Here is a 20,283-nt window from a genome sequence, read left to right on the forward strand (position 1 = left end):
CTTACGCGCCGTTTTTCAGCGATTCCAGCTCTTCCCAGCGCGCAAAAGCGGTTTCCAGCTCCTGCTCGGTCTGAGCCAGCTCATCCAGCACCGGTTGTGTCTGATCGTGTGCCTGACTGAAGAAGTCCGGATGACTCATCTTCGTCTGCAACTCACCGATGCGGGCTTCCAGCTGCTCCAGTTTCTGCGGCAACTGTTCCAGCTCACGCGTCAGATTGTAGCTGAGTTTGTTCACGCTACGCTTAACTTCGCTTTTTTCTGCGGCGGGCTTAGCCGACGGTGCAGCGGCTTTCGCAGATGTCGCCGTGCGGTGCTGCCGGTAGGCCGCGCGCTGCTGCTGCGCATCGTGATAGCCGCCAACGAAGGTGCCGATCTCACCGTTGCCTTCGAAAATCCAGCACTCGGTAACCGTGTTATCGACAAACTGACGATCGTGGCTGACCAGCAATACGGTGCCCTGATAGCCGGCGATCAGCTCTTCCAGCAGCTCCAGCGTTTCGACGTCGAGGTCGTTGGTCGGTTCATCCAGAATCATCAGGTTGCTGGGGCGCAGGAACAGACGCGCCAGCAGCAGGCGGTTACGCTCACCGCCCGAAAGGGCGCGCACCGGCGTCATGGCCCGCTTGGGGTGGAACAGGAAGTCCTGCAGATAGCCCAGCACATGGCGCGGCTTACCGTTAACCATCACCTCCTGCTTACCCTCAGCCAGGTTGTCCATCACGGTGCGATCCGGGTCCAGCTCGGCGCGATGCTGGTCGAAGTAGGCCACTTCCAGCTTGGTGCCGGAGTGCACGCGTCCATGATCGGCTTTCAGCTGCTGCAGCATCAGCCGCAGCAGCGTGGTTTTACCACAGCCGTTGGGACCGATCAGCGCAATCTTGTCGCCACGCAGCACCTGGGTAGAGAAATCTTTCACCAGCGTTTTGCCGTCTACCGCGTAGTCAACATTCTCCAGCTCAAAGACGATCTTACCGGAGCGGGAGGCTTCGCCCACCTGCATGTTGGCTTTGCCCATCACTTCGCGGCGTTCAGAGTGCTCGCGGCGCAGCGCTTTCAGGGCGCGCACACGGCCTTCGTTACGGGTACGACGCGCTTTGATGCCCTGACGGATCCAGACCTCTTCCTGTGCCAGCTTGCGGTCAAATTCCGCGTTCTGCATCTCTTCGACGCGCAGCGCCTCTTCTTTGCCTTCCAGATAGAGATCGTAATTCCCTGGCCAGGAGACCAGCTTGCCACGGTCGAGATCGACGATGCGGGTCGCCATATTGCGAATGAATGAACGGTCATGCGAAATAAAGACGATGCTGCCGCTGAAGTTCTTCAGGAACGTCTCCAGCCAGTCGATGGTTTCGATATCCAGGTGGTTAGTCGGTTCATCCAGCATCAGGACGCGCGGATTACTCACCAGCGCCCGGCCCAGCGCCGCCTTACGCAGCCAGCCGCCAGAGAGCGACGACAGCTCGGTATCGGGCTTCAGGCCAATCTGCTCCAGCACGTCATTGATGCGGCTCTCCAGCTGCCACAGGTTCTGATGGTCGAGGATGCTCTGCAGGCGCGCCATCTCATTGAGATTTTTATCGCTGGGATCTTCCATCACCACATGGGAAATGGCGTGATAGGCTTTGAGATGCTCAGCCTGCTCTTCCACGCCCTCGGCCACGAAGTCATAGACCGAACCGGTAATATTGCGCGGCGGGTCCTGTTGCAGACGCGCCACCACCAGATCGGTTTCATAAATGATGCGGCCATCATCCAGCGGCTGTTCGCCGTTGATGATTTTCATCAGCGTGGATTTGCCCGCACCGTTGCGGCCGACCAGACAGACGCGCTCGTTCTCTTCGATATGCAGTTCGGTATTGTCTAACAGCGGTGCATCGCTGAACGAGAGATAGGCACCGTGGATACTGATTAATGACATGTAATCTTATTCCTTACCGGCATGGGTGATGAGCCAGCAGTTGTGAATCTGACGGTTACGTGCGAAGTCCTGCGACTGTGTTTTCTGGGTAATATCCTGCGCCTGCAGGCCCAGTGCTTTCAGGCCATCCATGTCCATTTTAAAACCGCGTTTGTTGTTGGAGAACATGATGGTGCCGCCGCGACGCAGCAGACGCTTCAGGTTACGCATCAGCATCATATGATCGCGCTGGACGTCGAAGCTCTCTTCCATACGTTTTGAGTTGGAGAAGGTTGGCGGATCGATAAAGATCAGGTCAAAGTTCTCATCACTTTCGTTCAGCCAGCTCAGACAGTCCGCCTGCATCAGACGATGCTGACGCCCGGTCAGGCCGTTAAGGCGCAGATTGCGCTCCGCCCACTCCAGATAGGTGCGCGACATATCCACAGTCGTGGTTGACCGCGCGCCACCCAGACCGGCGTGCACGCTGGCGGAGCCGGTGTAGGCAAACAGGTTAAGGAAATCTTTGCCCTGGCTCATCTGACCGAGCATTTTGCGGGCGATGCGGTGATCGAGGAACAGACCGGTGTCGAGATAGTCGGTCAGGTTCACCCAGAAGCGCGCAGTAAACTCTTTAACTTCGAAGTAGTCGCCTTTCTCGTTGAGCTTCTGATACTGCGCTTTGCCTTTCTGACGCTCGCGCGTTTTCATGATCAGACGATCGGCAGGCAGCTGCAGCACGCTCAGCGTCGCGCTGATCACGTCGAACAGGCGCTGACGGGCTTTGTTGGGATCGATGGTCTTCGGTGGCGCGTACTCCTGAATCACCACCCAGTCCGCATAACGATCCACCGCAACGTTGTAGTCTGGCAGATCGGCGTCGTAAATACGGTAGCACTCAATGCCTTCCTGACGCGCCCACTTCTCCAGCTTCTTAACGTTTTTACGCAGACGGTTAGCGTAATCTTCCGCAATCTGGCCGGCATTTTCGCTGCTGTTAACCGCCAGCTGATAGTTTTTCTGTACGCAATCCAGCGGGCCGTTCTTGGCTTTAAACTGGCGATCGGCACGCAGTTGCAGGCAGCTCAGCAGCTCCGGCGAGGCGCTGAACAGCGAGAGATTCCAGCCGCCGAAGTGCTGCTTCATCAGACGGCCAAGCTGGCTGTGCAGGGCAATCAGGGCAGGCTCGCTCTCCAGACGTTCACCGTAAGGTGGGTTGCTCAGCACGGTGCCGTGAACGGTCGCATCGACCGGGTTGGTCAGCTTCAGCAGATCCTGCTGTGCAAACGTGAACAGCTCAAAGACACCGGCACGGCGGGCGTTCGCCTGCGCCCATTCCAGCACCCGGCCATTGTTATCATAGCCAAAGAAGCGCGCCTGCGTAGCGGCGGTGCCGGCCCGTGCACGGCTCTGCGCCTCGGTTTTCACCGCCTGCCACAGCGCCGCATCGAAGCGATTCCAGGCGGTGAAGCCCCAGTGTTTGCGCAGCAGGCCCGGTGCGCGATCGCTGGCGATCAGCGCGGCCTCAATCAGCAGCGTGCCCGAACCACACATCGGGTCGATCAGCGGCGTGGAGGGTTCCCAGCCGGAACGCAGGACGATCGCCGCCGCCAGGTTCTCTTTCAGCGGTGCCTGGCCGGTCTGCTGACGATAGCCACGCTGATGCAGCGAACTGCCGCTGAGGTCCAGCGCAAGGCTGGCGCGGTCGCCGTTCAGCCAGACGTTGATTCGGATATCGGCCTGCTCGCGGTCAACATCCGGGCGTTCAAGATTCTGGCGGGTAAAGCTGTCCACAATCGCATCTTTTACTTTCAGCGCACCGAACTGGCTGTTACGGATGGATTCGTTGGTGCCGCTGAAATGCACGACAAAGGTTTTGTCGTTGCTGAACAGCGACGGCCAGTCCACGCTCTGCACACCCAGATAGAGATCGAGATCGCTGTAGACGCCGAACTCTCCCAGCGGCAACAGGATGCGTGATGCTAAACGGCTCCACATCAGGCTCTGATACATGACGCGATCGTCGGCTTCGTAGTGAACGCCTCCCTGCACCACTTGCAAATCCTGCGCGCCCAGCGCGTCCAGCTCACTTTTTAACAGCTCTTCGAGCCCACGCGCCGTGCTGGCAAACAGAGAATTCATATCGTCACTTTTTAACTCTTGAGAAAATTGTCGCGCATTATAGCGAATCGGAGACCTATGTCATAAAGTTAGCTTCTTTTGTGTTGCGCGTCGGGTTTCAAGGAGAACACCATGATCACGCTTTCCCGCTTATTTATTCATCCGGTAAAGTCGATGCGAGGGCTGGCGCTGTCGCATGCGCAGGTCTCTGACAGCGGGCTGGCCTTTGATCGGCTGTTTATGGTGACAGAAACCGACGGCACCTTTATTACCGCACGACAGTATCCGGAGATGGTGCGCTTTACGCCCGCGCTTTTACCAGACGGCCTGTCGCTGACCGCCCCCGATGGCAGTCACGCCCTGATCCGCTTCAGCGATTTCGCCGACCAGGCGCACCCCACCGAAGTCTGGGGCAACCGTTTCACCGCCCGCATCGCCCCGGCGGCGATCAATCAGTGGCTGAGTCAGTTCTTTCCGCGCGCGGTCGAGCTGCGCTGGATCGGCCCGCAACCCACCCGCCGGGTCAAAGCCTGGGATCATATTCCGCTCAGCTTCGCCGATGGCTTCCCGTTTTTGCTGGTTAACAGTGCCTCGCTGCACGATCTGCAGCAGCGCTGCCCGGCCAGCGTTCGCGTTGAACAGTTCCGGCCGAATCTGGTCGTCAGCGGCGCAACCGCCTGGGATGAAGACAGCTGGGCAGAGATACAGATTGGCGACGTGATCTTCGAGGTAACCAAGCCCTGCAGCCGCTGCGTACTGACCACGGTGAGCCCAGAGAGCGGGCGCAAGCATCACGACGGGCATCCGCTGGCCACGCTCCAGACGTTCCGCACGGCGCAGGATGAGAGCGGGGATATCGATTTTGGTCTGAACCTGATTGCGCGTAACAGCGGTGTGGTGCGAGCCGGTGATGAGATGCAGATCCTGAAGCGTCATACACCGCGCGCGTATGGCGCAGGCAGCGTGGCAGAAAGGTTACAACCTGAACGTCAGGCACCTGACGCCGTCACCATCACCTTTCAGGGTCAGTCGTTTACCGGGGATAATCAGCAGGTGTTGCTGGATCAGCTGGAGATGCAGGGCTTTCGCATCCCCTACTCCTGTCGGGCAGGACTCTGCGGCAGCTGCCGGCTGAATCTGGTGGCTGGTGAGGTTAAAGCCCTGAAACAGGGCGTCGTGCGTCCGGACGGCACGCTGCTGAGCTGCAGCTGCATTCCGGCGGGCGACGTCAAACTGCGATAATCAGACCGCCCGGGCGTAGTGCGGCGCGGCATCCTCATACCAGGGCTGCAGGCGATCGTTCATCACCTTGATGGCATCGCCGAGCACCATGCTTTTACCCGCCAGCGTCAATCCCGGCTGCGCCAGCAGACAGAGCGCGGCGTTGTGACCACTCTCCACCACCAGCAACCGGGCCTGCTCGCCCTCGTCGGCCAGCGTGACCTGCACCATTTCACCGGCGCGCGGCTGCATCGCTGGCGCGTAGGCGGCAAAGTGCCAGCTTTTAGGCATCAGGGGTTTCAGGAAACGGGCGGCGACCAGCGCATTCAGCACCAGCTCCGCGCGATGGCTGCCGCTGAGTCTGCACTGCCGGCAGGTTTCGTCAAAGGTGTAATAGAGGGCGGCATCATCGACACAAAAACCGGTGTCGCTGAAAGCATCCGGCGTCAGCATCTTGCGCGAATAGCGGGAACGAAAAAGCATCCCGTCTGCCAGATCGAGCATCATTCGGTCGTGACTGCTGTCGAAATACCAGCGCCAGTTATCGTCGGGTTTAATGTTCATCCTGTGCCCTGTATTTACGGCTGCGCCAGACATCGCGCAGAATTCAGCGAAAAAGAAATATAAGGAAAAAGCTGAAAAAGCGTGCAACAGGACAAAATATAAACGAGCCAGGGGGATAAATAAACCCCCCGGCCGGTCATTGTGAGAATTGTCTTAGAGATGGGTGACGATGTCTTTAATTAATCCTGGCCCCTGATAAATAAAGCCTGAATAAATCTGCACCAGCGTTGCGCCTGCGGCAATTTTTTCCCGCGCGGCAGTCAGCGAGTCAATGCCGCCCACGCCGATGATCGGCAGACGGCCCTGCAGTTCCTGAGAGAGGCGCTGAATGACCGCGGTGCTGCGCGACTGGACTGGCCGTCCGCTCAGCCCACCTTCTTCCTGCGCATGTCTGAGACCGTTTACCAGCGAACGATCCAGCGTGGTATTGCAGGCAATCACGCCGTCGATCTGATGGCGGACTAAACTGTCCGCGACCTGAATTAACTCCTCTTCCGAGAGATCGGGCGCGATTTTTACGGCCACCGGCACATATTTAAGATGACGCTGCTCCAGCGCTTTTTGTTTCTGTTTAATGGACGCGAGCAGATCGTCGAGCGCCTCGCCATATTGCAGCGAACGCAGGCCTGGGGTGTTGGGCGAGGAGATATTGATGGCGATATAACCGGCGTGGGCATACACCTTCTCCATGCAGATCAGATAATCCTCTTTTCCCTGCTCGACCGGCGTATCTTTATTTTTGCCGATATTGATACCCAGCACGCCGTTGAAACGCGCTTTTTTCACATTCTCAACCAGATGGTCAACGCCCAGATTATTAAAGCCCATCCGGTTAATAATGCCGCCCGCTTCGACCAGACGAAACATTCGCGGCTTCTCATTTCCCGCCTGCGCGCGGGGCGTGACGGTGCCGACTTCAACAAAACCAAAGCCCATCGCCGCAAAGGCATCGATGCATTCGGCGTTCTTATCCAGACCTGCGGCCAGGCCAAGCGCATTTTTAAAGGTAAGTCCCATACAGGTGACGGGATGCGACGGAAGAGTCTGGCGATAGAACATCTCCAGCGGGGTGCCCTTCATGAAGCGCAGCTGCCTGAAGGTGAGTTCGTGTGCGCGTTCGGGGTCGAGTTTAAACAGCGCCGGTCGGACGATAGGATAAAACATGCACTCTCCTGAAAGACGGAAGCAATCGTTAAAGTCGGTGCACGGGAAATTGTGCGCCAGAATGGTAAAGTGCTCTGGCGCAAAAGTAAATCGAACGACTGGGATAGTGAAACTTAACGTAAATTGCTTTGATCTTACGCGGCGGAATCGTTTACCGGCTGACTTTTCACCTCAGCGGGAAACAGGTATTCACGCAGGATGCCGTGACGATGCATGATGGCAAAGATGCCGAAGCAGACAAAGGCTTCCGCGCCGACCATCGACCAGGCCGCACCGATCGCCCCGAACTTCCACGCCAGGAAACAGCACAGCGGCACGTTAATCACGCCTGCGGCCATCATCACCCACATACGCTGGCGAGCCAGGCCGTGAGGGATCAGGATCTGTAAGCCCGCCGGGTAAGCGACATTGCCGAACAGGAAGCAGAGCACAAAGACGCGCAGCACATCCGCCGACGGAATAAAGTCTTTCCCCAGCAGAATAGAGACCACGAGATCGGCAAAGACCCAGGTAAAGATCACAATCGACAGACTCAGCCCGAAGGAGAGCAGCAGGCTTTTGCGCGTCGCCGCTATCGCGGCACGTTTATCGCGACCAAAGAGATGGCTGACGCGCGGGAAGAAAGCGCTGCCGATCTGCTCCGGGACCGAGTTCGCCGCTTTACGCAGGCGGTCTGCACCGTTGTAGATCCCGACCATATAGGTTGAGGTAAAGGAGGCGAGGATCACCACGTTAACGCTGTTGAACAGGTTCGCACCGGCAATCGCGATAAAAACATCCAGGCTGTCGGTGATACGCTGCCGGATTTCGCGCGGCTCAAAGCGATAGCGGCCAATGACCTTCATCTCCAGCACGAATTTCAGGGTGATCGCCGCGCTGATGATCGAGACCGTTCCCGGAATCAGGGCGGCCAGCCAGGTATCCTGCGGGGATTTAACCAGCAGGAAGGTCAGTGGAATGGCGCAGAAGTTGCCGAAGGTGGCGATCATCGCCGTCTTACCCAGCTTCTCAAACCCCTGCATCAGCCAGCCAAAGGAGAAGAGTGAACCAATCAGCGTGGTGCAGTTCGCCAGAATAATAAAGAACAGCGGATGCCAGGCGGGATTGAACCAGGTCGCGGTCAGCAGCGTGCCGCTGGTGAGCACCAGCAGCATCAGCTTGGCATTAAACGTTGACCAGAAGAGCTGACTGACGCGCTCCTTGTCATCACGATGATGCGCAATGTCTTTGGTGGTAAAGACATTGAATCCCCAGTCTGAAATGGTACTGCAATAGAGCACGCAGGCGATGGCCAGCGCCAGCGTCCCCATCTGCTCTACCCCCAGCACGCGGGCAAGATAGGGCAGCGTGGCCAGCGGAAACAGGAACGACGCGCCGCGATAAGCCAGCAGCGAGAAAATATTAATTACCAGACTTTTATCAAGTACTTTTGCCATGACGCAACAACCTTATACACATTGCATGTCTCACCTTCTCATTTCGCAAAGGCATAAACAATATTGCTTCACACTTTTCAGAATCAGGCTGATTTTCAGAATCAGGCGGCGCGCTTCAGCTCTTTTTTAACCTTGTAGTGCTGCAGCGTAATAAACAGTTCAGGCCGGTTGAACAGTAGCCACTCTTTGAAGTTCTCTGTTTTTACATTCTGCCCCATAAAGCGGATGGCATTAATCACATATTCCGGCACCGGGGTACCGTTGTAGAGTGATAAATAGATCATCAGGCGAAACGAATGCACTAAATAGGCTTTTTCCAGCTGACTGCGCCACGCAGATTTCACCTGCGAACCGGTTAAGGTATTCCAGGCGTGCATAAATGCGTCATAGCGCTGGTAAAAAAACTCATTACTTTTGGTACTGTTGGTCAGTGAACCGTGACGGATACGCTGCTTATAATAGACGTGGCGACTGACCCAGGCCTGCTGACTTTTGATAAAGGCGGACAGGGTAAAGTTATGATCTTCATGCACGCGTTTCACAAAGCGTAATTTGTGCTGCTCAACAACCCGCTTACTGACAATATAACTCCAGGCCGCCGAGGTATATCGGCCATTCCGCAACAGATGTAACAGGACCTCCTGCGGCTTCTGCTGGCCAAAGATATCGTGCCGCACTTTGGGCGAGGTCACCTCGATCTGACCGTCGCGATAGACAGAGGAGTTAAAGCAGAACAGGTCCGTTTCCGGATGTTTTTCCGCGACAATCGCCAGTTCAGTAACCAGCCCGTCCGTCACCACATCATCCGGGTCACAGAAGAAGAGGAACTGACCGCGGGCCGCGTCGATTCCCACATCCCGGGCATGACCGGCACCGGCGTTTTCCGTCGTAATTATTTTCACCTGCGGCAGATGTGCATAATTCTGTTCAAGCAACGCCAGCGTTCTGTCGGTGGAACCGTCATTCACAATGAGGATTTCATTGGGCGCTTTGACCTGACGTAATAGAGAGTCGACGCACTCAACAATATATTTCTCAACATTGTAAGTGGGAATAATAACGGATAACAGGATGTCAGACATGTGCAATTCTCTGCTGTTAGAAAATGACAATACGATTCACCTGCCAGATGCAGGACCTGACCCGCGGCGAAACGTCGAAAAGAGTACGGCTCTGTTATTATGACTGACTGAGTTGAGCCTGATTATCTTAAACCGGTTATCCGAAAAAAGACCAGTCGCAAAAAAAACTCTCAACGCGCCGCGTGCATCTCACTGTTAACCAAAGTGCATCTATAACGCATAATAATGTTAAAAGCGTTGAGGTTCGATTTAAAATAGCCCGACCAGTCAGATGTAACCAGCTGGCGAAAAGCGTAAACGAATATCTGAATGGGTGAAAAAAATCACAACTCCTTCACTTTTATTACAGTATGCGTCCTGCGATTTCTCTTAATATTCCGCCACTCTCTTCACACCAGCGCTGATTTCTGGCTGCTTGACCGGCCTGTTTTCTCTGCCGCTTCGTTTTAAAGTGTTTCTGCACCCAAAAAAAAGCATTAGGCAATCAGACGAAAACGCGATTTTTCTCCTCGCAGCGGATTTTTGCACATCTCATATCATCCCTTTTAATGAATCGTCGGCCTGTCCGTGCCTGATTTAAGAATAATCGTAAGCACAGCGGTGCCCTTCAGCCCTGGCCACGCCTATTTGCAGATTTCACCCTTGCTTTGCCGGATAAATCATTTAAGCGCGCCCCCCTGCTCTGACAGTATGAGCACATTAGTTCTCAACATTTGATAATCAATAACTTTTAGTTATAAGGAGTGATGATGCGAGTTATTACGCTGGCAGGCAGCCCACGGTTCCCCTCCCGCTCAACCTCTCTGCTGACCCTCTGTCAGCACAAGCTTGAGGCCCGTGGCGTTGAAGTCATTCCCTGGAATATCCACAACTTCCAGCCAGACGATCTGATCAATGCCCGATTCGACGCGCCTGCGCTGCTGGCGCTGCGTGAAGATCTGGCGTCAGCCGATGGCCTGATCGTAGCGACCCCGATCTACAAAGCTTCATTTTCAGGTGCGCTCAAGACGCTGCTCGACCTGCTGCCTGAGCGCGCGCTGGAACATAAAGTCGTGTTACCGCTGGCCAGTGGCGGCAGCGCCGGTCACATGCTGGCGATGGACTACGCGCTGAAGCCGGTGCTCAACGCCTTAAAAGCGCAGGAGATCCTGCATGGCGTCTACGCCGAGGATCATCAGATTAATCACTATGACCGTCAGCCCGAGCTGCAGGATGCCCTGTCTCAGCGTCTGGATGAAGCCGTCGCCGCCTTCTGGCTGGCACTGACCCGTCACCACCACCCCGTCGCGCAGGCGGTATAAGGAAAAGCGTCATGAAGCAGAGATTAGGGAAGTGGCTGGTCGCGGGGCTGTTACTGGCTGGCCTTCAGGTTCAGGCCGCCGGGTCCGATCCGGCGGAGATTCGCATCGGCTATCAGAAGGGGTCGGTGAGCATGGTGCTGGCAAAGTCGCACCATCTGCTGGAGACACGTTTCCCCCATACGCAGATTAAATGGATTGAGTTCCCGGCGGGGCCACAGATGCTGGAAGCGCTGAACGTTAACAGCATCGATCTCGGCAGTACCGGCGATCTGCCGCCGCTGTTTGCGCAGGCCGCAGGCGCGGATCTGCTCTATGTCGGCTCGGAGCCGCCCAAACCCAAAGCCGAAGTAATTCTGGTGCCCAAAAGCAGCCCCCTGAAACAGGTCGCCGATCTGAAAGGGAAGAAAGTGGCATTCCAGAAGGGCTCCAGCTCTCACAACTTACTGCTGCGCGCCCTGCAGCAGGCGGGTCTGAGCTTTAAAGACATCACGCCGGTCTATCTGACGCCAGCCGATGCCCGCGCCGCCTTCCAGCAGGGTAACGTGGATGCCTGGGCGATCTGGGACCCCTACTACTCTTCAGTCCTGCTGCAGGGCAATTCGCGCCTGCTGACGGATGGCAGTTCACTTAACCTGACCGGCTCCTTCTATCTGGCGACCCGCCGCTATGCCGAGGCGCACGGTGCATTTATCCAGAAGGTGCTCAACACCTTCAGCGAGGCCGACGCGCTGACAATCAGCCAGCCGCAGCAGAGCATCACGCTGCTGGCGCAGGCGATGGGCCTGCCTGAACCGGTCATCGCCAGCTATCTCAGCCACCGGCCACCGACCCGGATTTCGCCGGTCAGTGCCGAAACGGCCGCGGCGCAGCAGCGCACCGCTGACCTCTTCTATGCCAATCATCTGTTGCCCGTAAAAGTGACGATCCAGGATCGACTCTGGCAACCGCATACCGTAACGCAATAAGGAGCAACAATGAGCGTATCCATTTTCTGGTTTCTGCCGACGCATGGCGACGGCCACTATCTCGGCACCGCTGAAGGCGCCCGTCCGGTTGACCACGCCTATCTGCAGCAGGTGGCCCAGGCCGCTGACCGGCTTGGCTTTGGTGGCGTCCTGATCCCCACCGGCCGCTCCTGCGAAGATGCGTGGCTGGTTGCCGCCTCGCTGATCCCCGTGACGCAGCGTCTGCGGTTCCTGGTGGCACTGCGTCCGGGCGTGATTTCACCGACCCAGGCGGCGCGTCAGGCCGCGACCCTGGATCGCCTCTCCAACGGCCGGGCACTCTTCAACCTGGTCACCGGCGGCGATCCGGAAGAGCTGGCGGGCGATGGGGTATTCCTCGATCACCGCGAGCGCTATGCGGAGTCGGCCGAGTTTACCCGCGTCTGGCGCCGGGTGCTGGAAGGCGAAACCGTCGATTACGAAGGCAAACATGTGAAGGTTCGCGGGGCGCGACTGATGTTCAGGCCTGTGCAGCAGCCTCGCCCGCCGCTCTGGTTCGGCGGATCGTCTGAACCGGCGCAGGCGCTGGCGGCGGAACAGGTCGACGTTTATCTCACCTGGGGCGAGCCCCCTGCCCAGGTGAAAGAGAAGATTGATCAGGTGCGCGCTAAAGCGGCGGCGCAGGGCCGGACGGTGCGCTTCGGCATCCGGCTGCATGTGATTGTGCGGGAAACGAATGAAGAAGCCTGGCAGGCCGCCGACCGGCTGATTGCCAATGTCGATGACGCCACTATCGCGAAGGCGCAGGCGGCGTTCCAGCGCGCAGACTCTGTGGGTCAGCGCCGCATGGCCGCGCTGCATGGCGGTCGCCGCGACAAACTGGAGATCAGCCCGAACCTCTGGGCTGGCGTGGGACTGGTGCGCAGCGGCGCCGGCACGGCACTGGTTGGCGATGGCCCGACCGTCGCCGCCCGCATTAAAGAGTATGAAGCGCTGGGCATTGAGACCTTTATCCTCTCCGGCTATCCGCACCTGGAAGAGGCTTACCGCGTCGGCGAGCTGCTGTTCCCGCATCTTGATCTGCAGGTTCCGCTGGTGCCTCAGCCGCGCGTGGTTCAGGCGCACGGTGAAGCAGTCGCCAACGATTTCACCCCTGAGAAAAAAGTCGCCCGCGGCTAAGGAGAGGAGAATGGCCCGAACCCGAAAACGCCTTGCCGATACGCTGGTGCCGTGGCTGCTGCCGATAGTGCTGGTCGTGGTGTGGCAGATCGCCTCGCAGACCGGCTGGTTGTCGAACCGCATTCTGCCCGCCCCGGAAAAAATCGTGACCACCTTCTGGCAACTCACCGCCAGCGGCGAACTGTGGCAGCATCTGGCGATCAGCAGCTGGCGGGCGCTGATCGGCTTCAGCATCGGCGGTTCAATCGGCCTGGTGCTTGGGCTGATTACCGGCACCTCCAGAACCGGTGAGCGCCTGCTGGATACTTCGATACAGATGCTGCGCAATGTGCCGCATCTGGCCCTGATCCCGCTGGTGATCCTCTGGTTCGGCATTGATGAGTCGGCCAAAATTTTTCTGGTGGCGCTGGGTACCCTGTTCCCTATCTACCTCAATACCTATCACGGCATCCGTAATATCGATCGCGGGCTGGTCGAGATGGCGCGCAGCTACGGGCTTTCCGGCTGGAGCCTGTTTATTCAGGTGATCCTGCCCGGTGCGCTGCCCAACATCATGGTGGGAGTGCGTTTTGCGCTGGGGCTGATGTGGCTGACGCTGATTGTCGCCGAGACGATCTCCGCGAATGCGGGGATCGGCTATCTGGCCATGAACGCCCGTGAGTTTCTGCAGACCGACGTGGTCGTTGTCGCCATTATTCTCTATGCCCTGCTCGGCAAACTGGCGGACGTCGCCGCACTGCTGCTGGAACGTGTCTGGCTGCGCTGGCATCCCGCTTATCAACTGAAGGAGGAGAACGCATGAGCCAGACTTTCTCACCGGCCCGCCTGAACAGCGGTACGCCGGTTGGCGTGAACGGCGTCAGTAAACGCTACGGCAATCGCACCATTCTCAACAGCATCGACCTGCATATTCCTTCCGGTCAGTTTGTGGCCGTGGTGGGGCGCAGTGGCTGCGGCAAAAGTACCCTGCTGCGCCTGCTGGCCGGGCTGGAGCAGAGTACGAGCGGTGAACTGCTGGCAGGCAATGCGCCGCTGGCGTCAGCGCGTGACGATACCCGTCTGATGTTTCAGGATGCGCGGCTGCTGCCGTGGAAGAAGGTCATCGACAATGTCGGGCTTGGCCTGCGCGGACGCGAATGGCGCAGCGCGGCGATGGAAGCGCTGTCGGCGGTGGGACTGGCGGATCGGGCTGACGAATGGCCCGCCGCGCTCTCCGGCGGCCAGAAACAGCGCGTGGCGCTGGCCAGAGCCCTGATCCACCGGCCTGGTCTGTTGCTGCTGGATGAACCGCTGGGCGCGCTGGATGCCCTGACCCGCATTGAAATGCAGGGCCTGATAGAGTCGCTGTGGCAGCAGCATCACTTTACCGTGTTGCTGGTCACCCACGATGTCAGCGAAGCCGTCATGATGGCGGATCGGGTCCTGTTGATCGAAGAGGGGGAGATCGGGCTGGATCTGCAGGTGGATTTGCCACGTCCACGGCGACGCGGATCGGCGCGGCTGGCAGAGCTGGAGGCGGAGGTACTGGAGCGGGTGATGCAGCGTACGGCATCGGCCCCCCCGGTGCGTTACGCGCAGCAGCGCTAAAAAAAGGCGGAGGCCGTCTCAGACGCTCCGCCTTTTTGCTATCAGGCGTTCAGGGCCCGGCTGATTTTCTCGTAGAGGTCACCGGAGAGCTTATCCAGCGCCAGCAGCTGCTCCAGCGCCTGACGCATCAGCGCCTGACGCTCTTCGTCGTAACGTTTCAGACGGATCAGCGGCTCCACCATCCGCGCCGCGACCTGCGGGTTGCGGCTGTTCAGATCGGTGAGCATCTCGACCAGGAACTTATAGCCGCTGCCATCCCGGGCATGGAATGCTGCCGGGTTCGCGGAGGCAAACGCACCAATCAGCGAGCGAACGCGGTTCGGGTTGCCCATGGTAAAAGAGCGATGGTTCAGCAGATTACGCACGTTGCGCATCACGTTCGCGGCCGGGCTGGTTGCCTGCAGCACAAACCACTTATCCATCACCAGACCATCCTGATGCCAGCGCTCATCGTAAGCTGCCAGCAGCGCATCACGACACGGCAGCTGTGCCGCCACGGCCGCAGAAAGCGCCGCCAGCGCATCGGTCATGTTAGTCGCCTGCTCATACTGCGTCTGCACCAGCTTATCCGCCAGCTGCGCATCGCTGAAGGCAAGATAGGTCAGGCAGACATTTTTCAGGCTGCGCTGGCCGATCGCGTGATGTTCCACGCGGTATTCAGGCTGCTGATTGGCGTTGTAGATGGCAAAGAACTCATCGGCCAGTTCGCGGGCCAGTGTACGCTGCAGCGCATCGCGCACCAGCGCAATCGCCTGCGGATCGATGGTATCGAACAGTTCGGCAATCTCGTTCTCTGACGGCAGCGTCAGGATCAGCGCGGTCAGCGCCGGGTCGCTGTCGGTATCAAGCAGCACCGCACGGAAGGCGTCGGCCACATGCAGCGGCAGCGACAGATGCTGGCCCTGCTGATAGCGGGCGACATTCAGCCGGATATAGGTTGCCAGCAGGCTCTGCGCCGCATCCCAGCGGGAGAAGTCGTTGCGGGCGTGGCGCATCAGGAAGGTCAGCTGCGCATCACTCCATTTATAGTCGAGCTTCACCGGCGCAGAGAATTCACGCAGCAGCGATGGCACCGGCTGGAAGTAGACGTTGTCGAAGATAAAGGTCTGGAACTCTTCGGTGACATTCAGCACCGAAGAGACCGGATGCCCGTTATTCTGCAGCGGAATCACCTTACCTTCGCCGTCGTAGAGTTCGATATCCAGCGGAATGTGCAGCGGCAGCTTCTCTTTCTGATCGGCGGTCGCCGGGGTGTGCTGCGTGACGTGCAGCGTATACTGCTCCAGCTCCGGATTATAATCGTCGCGCACCGTCAGCACAGGCGTGCCCGACTGGCTGTACCAGCGGCGGAACTGCGAGAGATCCACGTTTGAGGCATCTTCCATCGCCTGCACGAAATCGTCGCAGGTGGCGGCGCTGCCGTCGTGACGATCAAAGTAGAGCGTCATGCCCTTCTGGAAATTCTCTTCGCCCAGCAGGGTGTGCATCATGCGGATCACTTCCGATCCTTTCTCATACACCGTCAGGGTGTAGAAGTTGTTCATCTCCATGACCTGATCCGGACGGATCGGGTGCGCCATCGGGCTGGCATCTTCGGCGAACTGCGCACCGCGCACGATGCGCACGTTGTCGATGCGGTTTACCGCGCGCGACCCCAGATCGGAACTGAACTCCTGATCGCGGAACACCGTCAGCCCCTCTTTCAGACTGAGCTGGAACCAGTCGCGGCAGGTCACGCGGTTGCCGGTCCAGTTGTGGAAATATTCGTGGCCGATGACCGCTTCAATCCCCAGATAATCTTTATCCGTCGCCGTCTCCGCTTTCGCCAGCACATATTTGGCGTTGAAGACGTTCAGCCCTTTGTTCTCCATCGCGCCCATATTGAAGAAGTCGACCGCTACAATCATAAAGATGTCGAGGTCATACTCCAGGCCGAAACGCTCCTCATCCCACTTCATGCTGTTTTTCAGCGAGGTCATCGCCCAGTCCGCACGATCCAGATTGCCGCGATCGACGAAGATCTCCAGGGCCACATCACGGCCGGAACGGGTGGTGAAGCTGTCGCGCAGTACGTCGAAATCGCCCGCCACCAGCGCAAACAGGTAGCAGGGTTTCGGGAACGGATCTTCCCACTTCACCCAGCTGCGGCCCTGCTCATCGCGGCCGCTGTCGATACGGTTGCCGTTGGAGAGCAGGAATGGATAACGCTCGCCGTCGGCATAAATAGTGGTGGTGAAGCGGGCCAGGACGTCCGGCCGATCGAGATACCAGGTAATATGACGGAAGCCCTCCGCCTCGCACTGGGTGCAGAGCGCCTCGCCCGATTTATAGAGCCCTTCCAGCGCGGTGTTCTGGTCCGGATGAATGTCGTTGACGATTTTCAGGGTGAAGCTGTCCGGCAGCTGGCTGACAATCAGCGCGCCCTCTTCTTCCCGGTAAGCGGTCCAGGGCTGCCCGTCGATCTCCAGCGCAATCAGCGTTAAATCTTCGCCGTCCAGACGCAGCTCAGCCTGGCTGTCGCCCAGTCGTTTAACCTGGCTGATGGCCGTGACCCGCGTGGTCGACGCATCCAGCTCAAAGGTTAAATCGATGTCAGTGATGGTGTAATCGGGCGCACGGTAGTCGTGGCGATACTTGATTTGGGGCTGTTGCGTCATATTGCGTCTCGCGTTGTTATAAGTTTACCGGCAAAGTCTAAGCTTGTTACTACAAGCTTGCCACGCACAAAGCACCGGAATGATTAAATGGCTACAGTTTGTTAACAAAGGCACAGATTGGCCTCGACCCGACCGACTGAAATATGCTGTGATCGGCTTCAGATAGTGAATTATACTTCTGCGTCTTTATGACTGTGTACAACACCGGGCTCTGCGCCACCGAACAGGATGCTGAAACGCGCCATGACAGGACATGCTTCCCCGATACTGACCTCGCTGCTGGATACGGACGCCTATAAGCTCCATATGCAGCAGGCCGTTTTCCACCGTTATCATGACGTCACGGTGAAGGCGGAGTTTCGCTGCCGCGGCGACGAACTGCTGGGTCTCTACGCTGACGAAATTCGTGACGCGATCTCCGCAATGCAGGATCTGGCGCTGACTGATGACGAAGCGACCTGGTTATCCCACCTTCCCTTCTTCCAGCAGGATTACCTCAGCTGGCTGCGCCAGTTCCGTTATAACCCGGAGCAGGTTGAGGTACGCAATCATCACGGCATGCTGGATATCCGCATCCAGGGGCCGTGGCGTGAAGTGATTATGTGGGAAGTGCCGTTACTGGCGCTGATCAGCGAGATCGTGCACCGTCATCGCACGCCGCAGGTCACCACCCAGCAGGCCGTCGACCATCTGCACCAGAAACTCAGCGCCTTTAAAACCGGGGTTGCCGATCTTGATATGTCACGCTTCCGCCTGATGGATTTCGGCACCCGTCGCCGCTATTCGCAGGATGTGCAGGAAGCGATCGTCTCCACGCTGAAGCAGGACTTTCCGTGGCTGATTGGCACCAGCAACTATGATCTGGCGCGTCGTCTGTCGCTGACGCCGGTGGGCACTCAGGCGCATGAGTGGTTCCAGGCGTTTCAGCAGATCAGCCCGGTGCTGGCCAACAGCCAGCGGGCGGCGCTGCAGGCCTGGCTGGATGAGTATGATGATCAGCTGGGCATTGCCCTGACGGACTGTATTGCAATGGATGCGTTCCTGCGCGATTTCGGGCCGGTCTTCGCCCGCCGCTATCAGGGGCTGCGCCACGACTCGGGCGATCCGGTCGAATGGGGAGAGAAAGCGCTCGCCCACTATCAGAAACTCGGTATCGATCCTCTCAGCAAAAACCTGGTTTTTTCAGACAACCTGAACCTCGACAAAGCGCTGGCGCTCTATCGTCATTTTGGTCAGCGAACCAACGTGGTGTTCGGCATCGGCACCCGCCTGACCTGCGACATACCGGGCGTGACGCCGCTGAATATCGTGATCAAGCTGGTGCAGTGCAACGGCAAGCCGGTCGCGAAGCTCTCCGACAGTCCGGGCAAAACAATCTGCCAGGATAAAGCCTTTGTCCGCGCCCTGCGCAAAGCCTTTGATCTGCCTCTGGTGAAAAAAGCGAGCTGAATCCCTCTTAATCGGGGCGTTGATACGCCCCGCCTCTGCTGTAATAAATCCGCTTTCCCCCTGAATTTTGCTTGTTTCCTGAAGACTCGCAAGTAACATAGCAAAACCCCGGATGGGGCAACTTTTTACTCACTTCTTCTATATAGAGAGATATTTATGAGCGTAGTGCCTGTAGCGGATGTACTGCACGGTCGCGTCGCGGTTGACAGTGAAGTCACCGTACGTGGTTGGGTGCGTACCCGAAGAGATTCAAAAGCCGGTCTTTCCTTCATCGCCGTCTATGATGGCTCCTGCTTTAATCCCGTTCAGGCTGTCGTCAATAATTCTCTGAATAATTATCAGGATGAAGTGCTGCGTCTGACCACAGGCTGTTCCGTTATCGTCACCGGTAAAGTGGTGGCCTCGCCGGGTCAGGGCCAGGCGTTTGAGATTCAGGCGACCGGCCTGGAAGTGGTGGGCTGGGTCGAAGATCCTGACAGCTACCCGATGGCGGCGAAACGCCACAGCATCGAATATCTGCGTGAAGTGGCGCACCTGCGTCCGCGCACTAATCTGATCGGTGCGGTCGCCCGCGTCCGTCACACGCTGGCGCAGGCGCTGCACCGCTTCTTCCATGAGAACGGCTATTTCTGGGTCTCTACCCCGCTGATTACCGCCTCCGATACCGAAGGTGCCGGGGAAATGTTCCGTGTTTCCACGCTGGATCTGGAAAACCTGCCGCGTAACGATCAGGGCAAAGTTGACTTCAGCGAAGATTTCTTTGGTAAAGAGGCGTTCCTGACCGTCTCGGGTCAGCTGAACGGCGAAACCTACGCCAGCGCGCTGTCGAAAATTTACACCTTCGGCCCGACGTTCCGCGCAGAGAACTCCAACACCAGCCGTCATCTGGCGGAATTCTGGATGCTGGAGCCGGAAATTGCGTTTGCCTCGCTGGATGATGCGGCCGACCTGGCGGAAGCCATGCTGAAGTATGTCTTTAACGCGGTACTGGAAGAGCGCGCCGATGATATGGCCTTCTTCGCCGAGCGCGTCGACAAAGAAGCGGTAGAACGCCTGCAGCGCTTCATTACCACCGATTTCGCGCAGGTCGACTACACCGATGCGGTCGAGATCCTGATGAACTGCGGCCAGAGCTTCGAAAACCCGGTTTCCTGGGGCATCGACCTCTCGTCTGAGCATGAACGCTATCTGGCTGAGAAACACTTCAAAGCACCGGTAGTGGTGAAAAACTATCCGAAAGACATCAAGGCGTTCTATATGCGTCTGAACGACGATGGCAAAACCGTGGCAGCGATGGATGTTCTGGCGCCAGGCATCGGTGAGATCATCGGCGGTTCACAGCGTGAAGAGCGTCTGGATGTGCTGGATGCGCGTCTGGAAGAGATGGGGCTGAATAAAGAAGATTACTGGTGGTATCGTGACCTGCGTCGCTACGGTACCGTGCCACATTCTGGTTTCGGCCTGGGCTTTGAACGTTTAATCGCCTATGTTACCGGCGTACAGAATGTCAGGGATGTTATCCCCTTCCCGCGTACCCCACGCAACGCGAGTTTCTAAGTTTCAGCATTAAATATAAGAAATTCATATATATAAAGAGGTCGGCACTGCCGGCCTTTTTTTATTTTTGTAAATTTTGAGATGTCTCACAAAGTTCCGTGTTTTTTACATTTTGTAATACATA

At 57.6% G+C, this 20,283-nt stretch carries 15 protein-coding genes; 8 read left to right on the forward strand and 7 right to left on the reverse strand.

What is annotated here, in order from left to right:
* Window position 1: 1 nt before the first annotated feature.
* The gene (locus J1C59_RS12290; protein WP_128084450.1) at window positions 2–1,918 is read right to left on the reverse strand and encodes an ABC transporter ATP-binding protein; all 1,917 of its coding nucleotides are present in this window, start codon (window positions 1,916–1,918) and stop codon (window positions 2–4) included.
* Between the two features lie 6 nt (window positions 1,919–1,924).
* A complete protein-coding gene (gene rlmKL, locus J1C59_RS12295) occupies window positions 1,925–4,039 on the reverse strand; it encodes a bifunctional 23S rRNA (guanine(2069)-N(7))-methyltransferase RlmK/23S rRNA (guanine(2445)-N(2))-methyltransferase RlmL (protein ID WP_128084451.1) in 2,115 nt (704 codons plus the stop codon).
* 111 nt (window positions 4,040–4,150) lie between these two features.
* Between rlmKL and J1C59_RS12300 the strand changes: the two genes are divergently transcribed.
* A complete protein-coding gene (locus J1C59_RS12300; protein ID WP_128084452.1) occupies window positions 4,151–5,260 on the forward strand; it encodes a YcbX family protein in 1,110 nt (369 codons plus the stop codon).
* Here the strand turns inward: J1C59_RS12300 and J1C59_RS12305 are convergent, their stop codons facing one another.
* From J1C59_RS12305 to J1C59_RS12320, 4 genes are all read right to left on the reverse strand, one after another.
* Window positions 5,261–5,803 carry a cell division protein ZapC gene (locus J1C59_RS12305; RefSeq protein WP_128084453.1) on the reverse strand — a complete coding sequence of 181 codons (543 nt, stop codon included), beginning with the start codon at window positions 5,801–5,803 and terminating at the stop codon, window positions 5,261–5,263.
* A gap of 153 nt (window positions 5,804–5,956) precedes the next feature.
* Window positions 5,957–6,967, reverse strand: coding sequence for a quinone-dependent dihydroorotate dehydrogenase (pyrD, locus tag J1C59_RS12310; RefSeq protein WP_128084454.1), 1,011 nt, complete (start codon window positions 6,965–6,967; stop codon window positions 5,957–5,959).
* Between the two features lie 134 nt (window positions 6,968–7,101).
* Entirely contained in the window at window positions 7,102–8,403 is a 1,302-nt protein-coding gene (locus tag J1C59_RS12315; protein ID WP_128084455.1) for a flippase, read from the reverse strand.
* A 101-nt stretch (window positions 8,404–8,504) separates the two neighbouring features.
* Window positions 8,505–9,485 (reverse strand): glycosyltransferase family 2 protein, encoded by a 981-nt coding sequence (locus J1C59_RS12320; RefSeq protein ID WP_128084456.1) that lies wholly within the window; start codon window positions 9,483–9,485, stop codon window positions 8,505–8,507.
* 749 nt (window positions 9,486–10,234) lie between these two features.
* On the opposite strand from J1C59_RS12320, the gene ssuE reads away from it, so the two are divergent.
* The 5 genes from ssuE to ssuB are packed head-to-tail and all read left to right on the forward strand — an operon-like array spanning window position 10,235 to window position 14,496.
* Window positions 10,235–10,786: an NADPH-dependent FMN reductase gene (gene ssuE / locus J1C59_RS12325; protein ID WP_128084459.1), complete on the forward strand. Its 552-nt coding sequence runs from the start codon at window positions 10,235–10,237 to the stop codon at window positions 10,784–10,786.
* Between the two features lie 11 nt (window positions 10,787–10,797).
* Window positions 10,798–11,751, forward strand: a complete 954-nt coding sequence (locus tag J1C59_RS12330) for a sulfonate ABC transporter substrate-binding protein (protein WP_128084457.1) — start codon at window positions 10,798–10,800, stop codon at window positions 11,749–11,751.
* A gap of 9 nt (window positions 11,752–11,760) precedes the next feature.
* Complete coding sequence (gene ssuD / locus J1C59_RS12335) at window positions 11,761–12,909, forward strand: FMNH2-dependent alkanesulfonate monooxygenase (RefSeq protein ID WP_140917172.1); 1,149 nt, start codon at window positions 11,761–11,763, stop codon at window positions 12,907–12,909.
* Window positions 12,910–12,919: 10 nt separating this feature from the next.
* Window positions 12,920–13,711, forward strand: coding sequence for an aliphatic sulfonate ABC transporter permease SsuC (gene ssuC, locus J1C59_RS12340; protein WP_128085663.1), 792 nt, complete (start codon window positions 12,920–12,922; stop codon window positions 13,709–13,711).
* Window positions 13,708–14,496, forward strand: a complete 789-nt coding sequence (ssuB, locus tag J1C59_RS12345) for an aliphatic sulfonates ABC transporter ATP-binding protein (RefSeq protein WP_128085662.1) — start codon at window positions 13,708–13,710, stop codon at window positions 14,494–14,496. The genes ssuC and ssuB overlap by 4 nt, the downstream gene beginning before the upstream one ends.
* A gap of 41 nt (window positions 14,497–14,537) precedes the next feature.
* Here ssuB and pepN read toward each other — a convergent pair whose 3' ends face one another.
* Complete coding sequence (pepN, locus tag J1C59_RS12350) at window positions 14,538–17,153, reverse strand: aminopeptidase N (protein ID WP_128085661.1); 2,616 nt, start codon at window positions 17,151–17,153, stop codon at window positions 14,538–14,540.
* 243 nt (window positions 17,154–17,396) lie between these two features.
* Between pepN and pncB the strand changes: the two genes are divergently transcribed.
* Both pncB and asnS read left to right on the forward strand, forming a co-directional pair.
* The gene (gene pncB, locus J1C59_RS12355) at window positions 17,397–18,602 is read left to right on the forward strand and encodes a nicotinate phosphoribosyltransferase (RefSeq protein ID WP_140917171.1); all 1,206 of its coding nucleotides are present in this window, start codon (window positions 17,397–17,399) and stop codon (window positions 18,600–18,602) included.
* A 156-nt stretch (window positions 18,603–18,758) separates the two neighbouring features.
* Complete coding sequence (gene asnS / locus J1C59_RS12360) at window positions 18,759–20,159, forward strand: asparagine--tRNA ligase (RefSeq protein WP_128085660.1); 1,401 nt, start codon at window positions 18,759–18,761, stop codon at window positions 20,157–20,159.
* Window positions 20,160–20,283: the final 124 nt, after the last annotated feature.

It is taken from the genome of Pantoea deleyi (genome assembly GCF_022647325.1).
Classification (GTDB): domain Bacteria; phylum Pseudomonadota; class Gammaproteobacteria; order Enterobacterales; family Enterobacteriaceae; genus Pantoea; species Pantoea deleyi.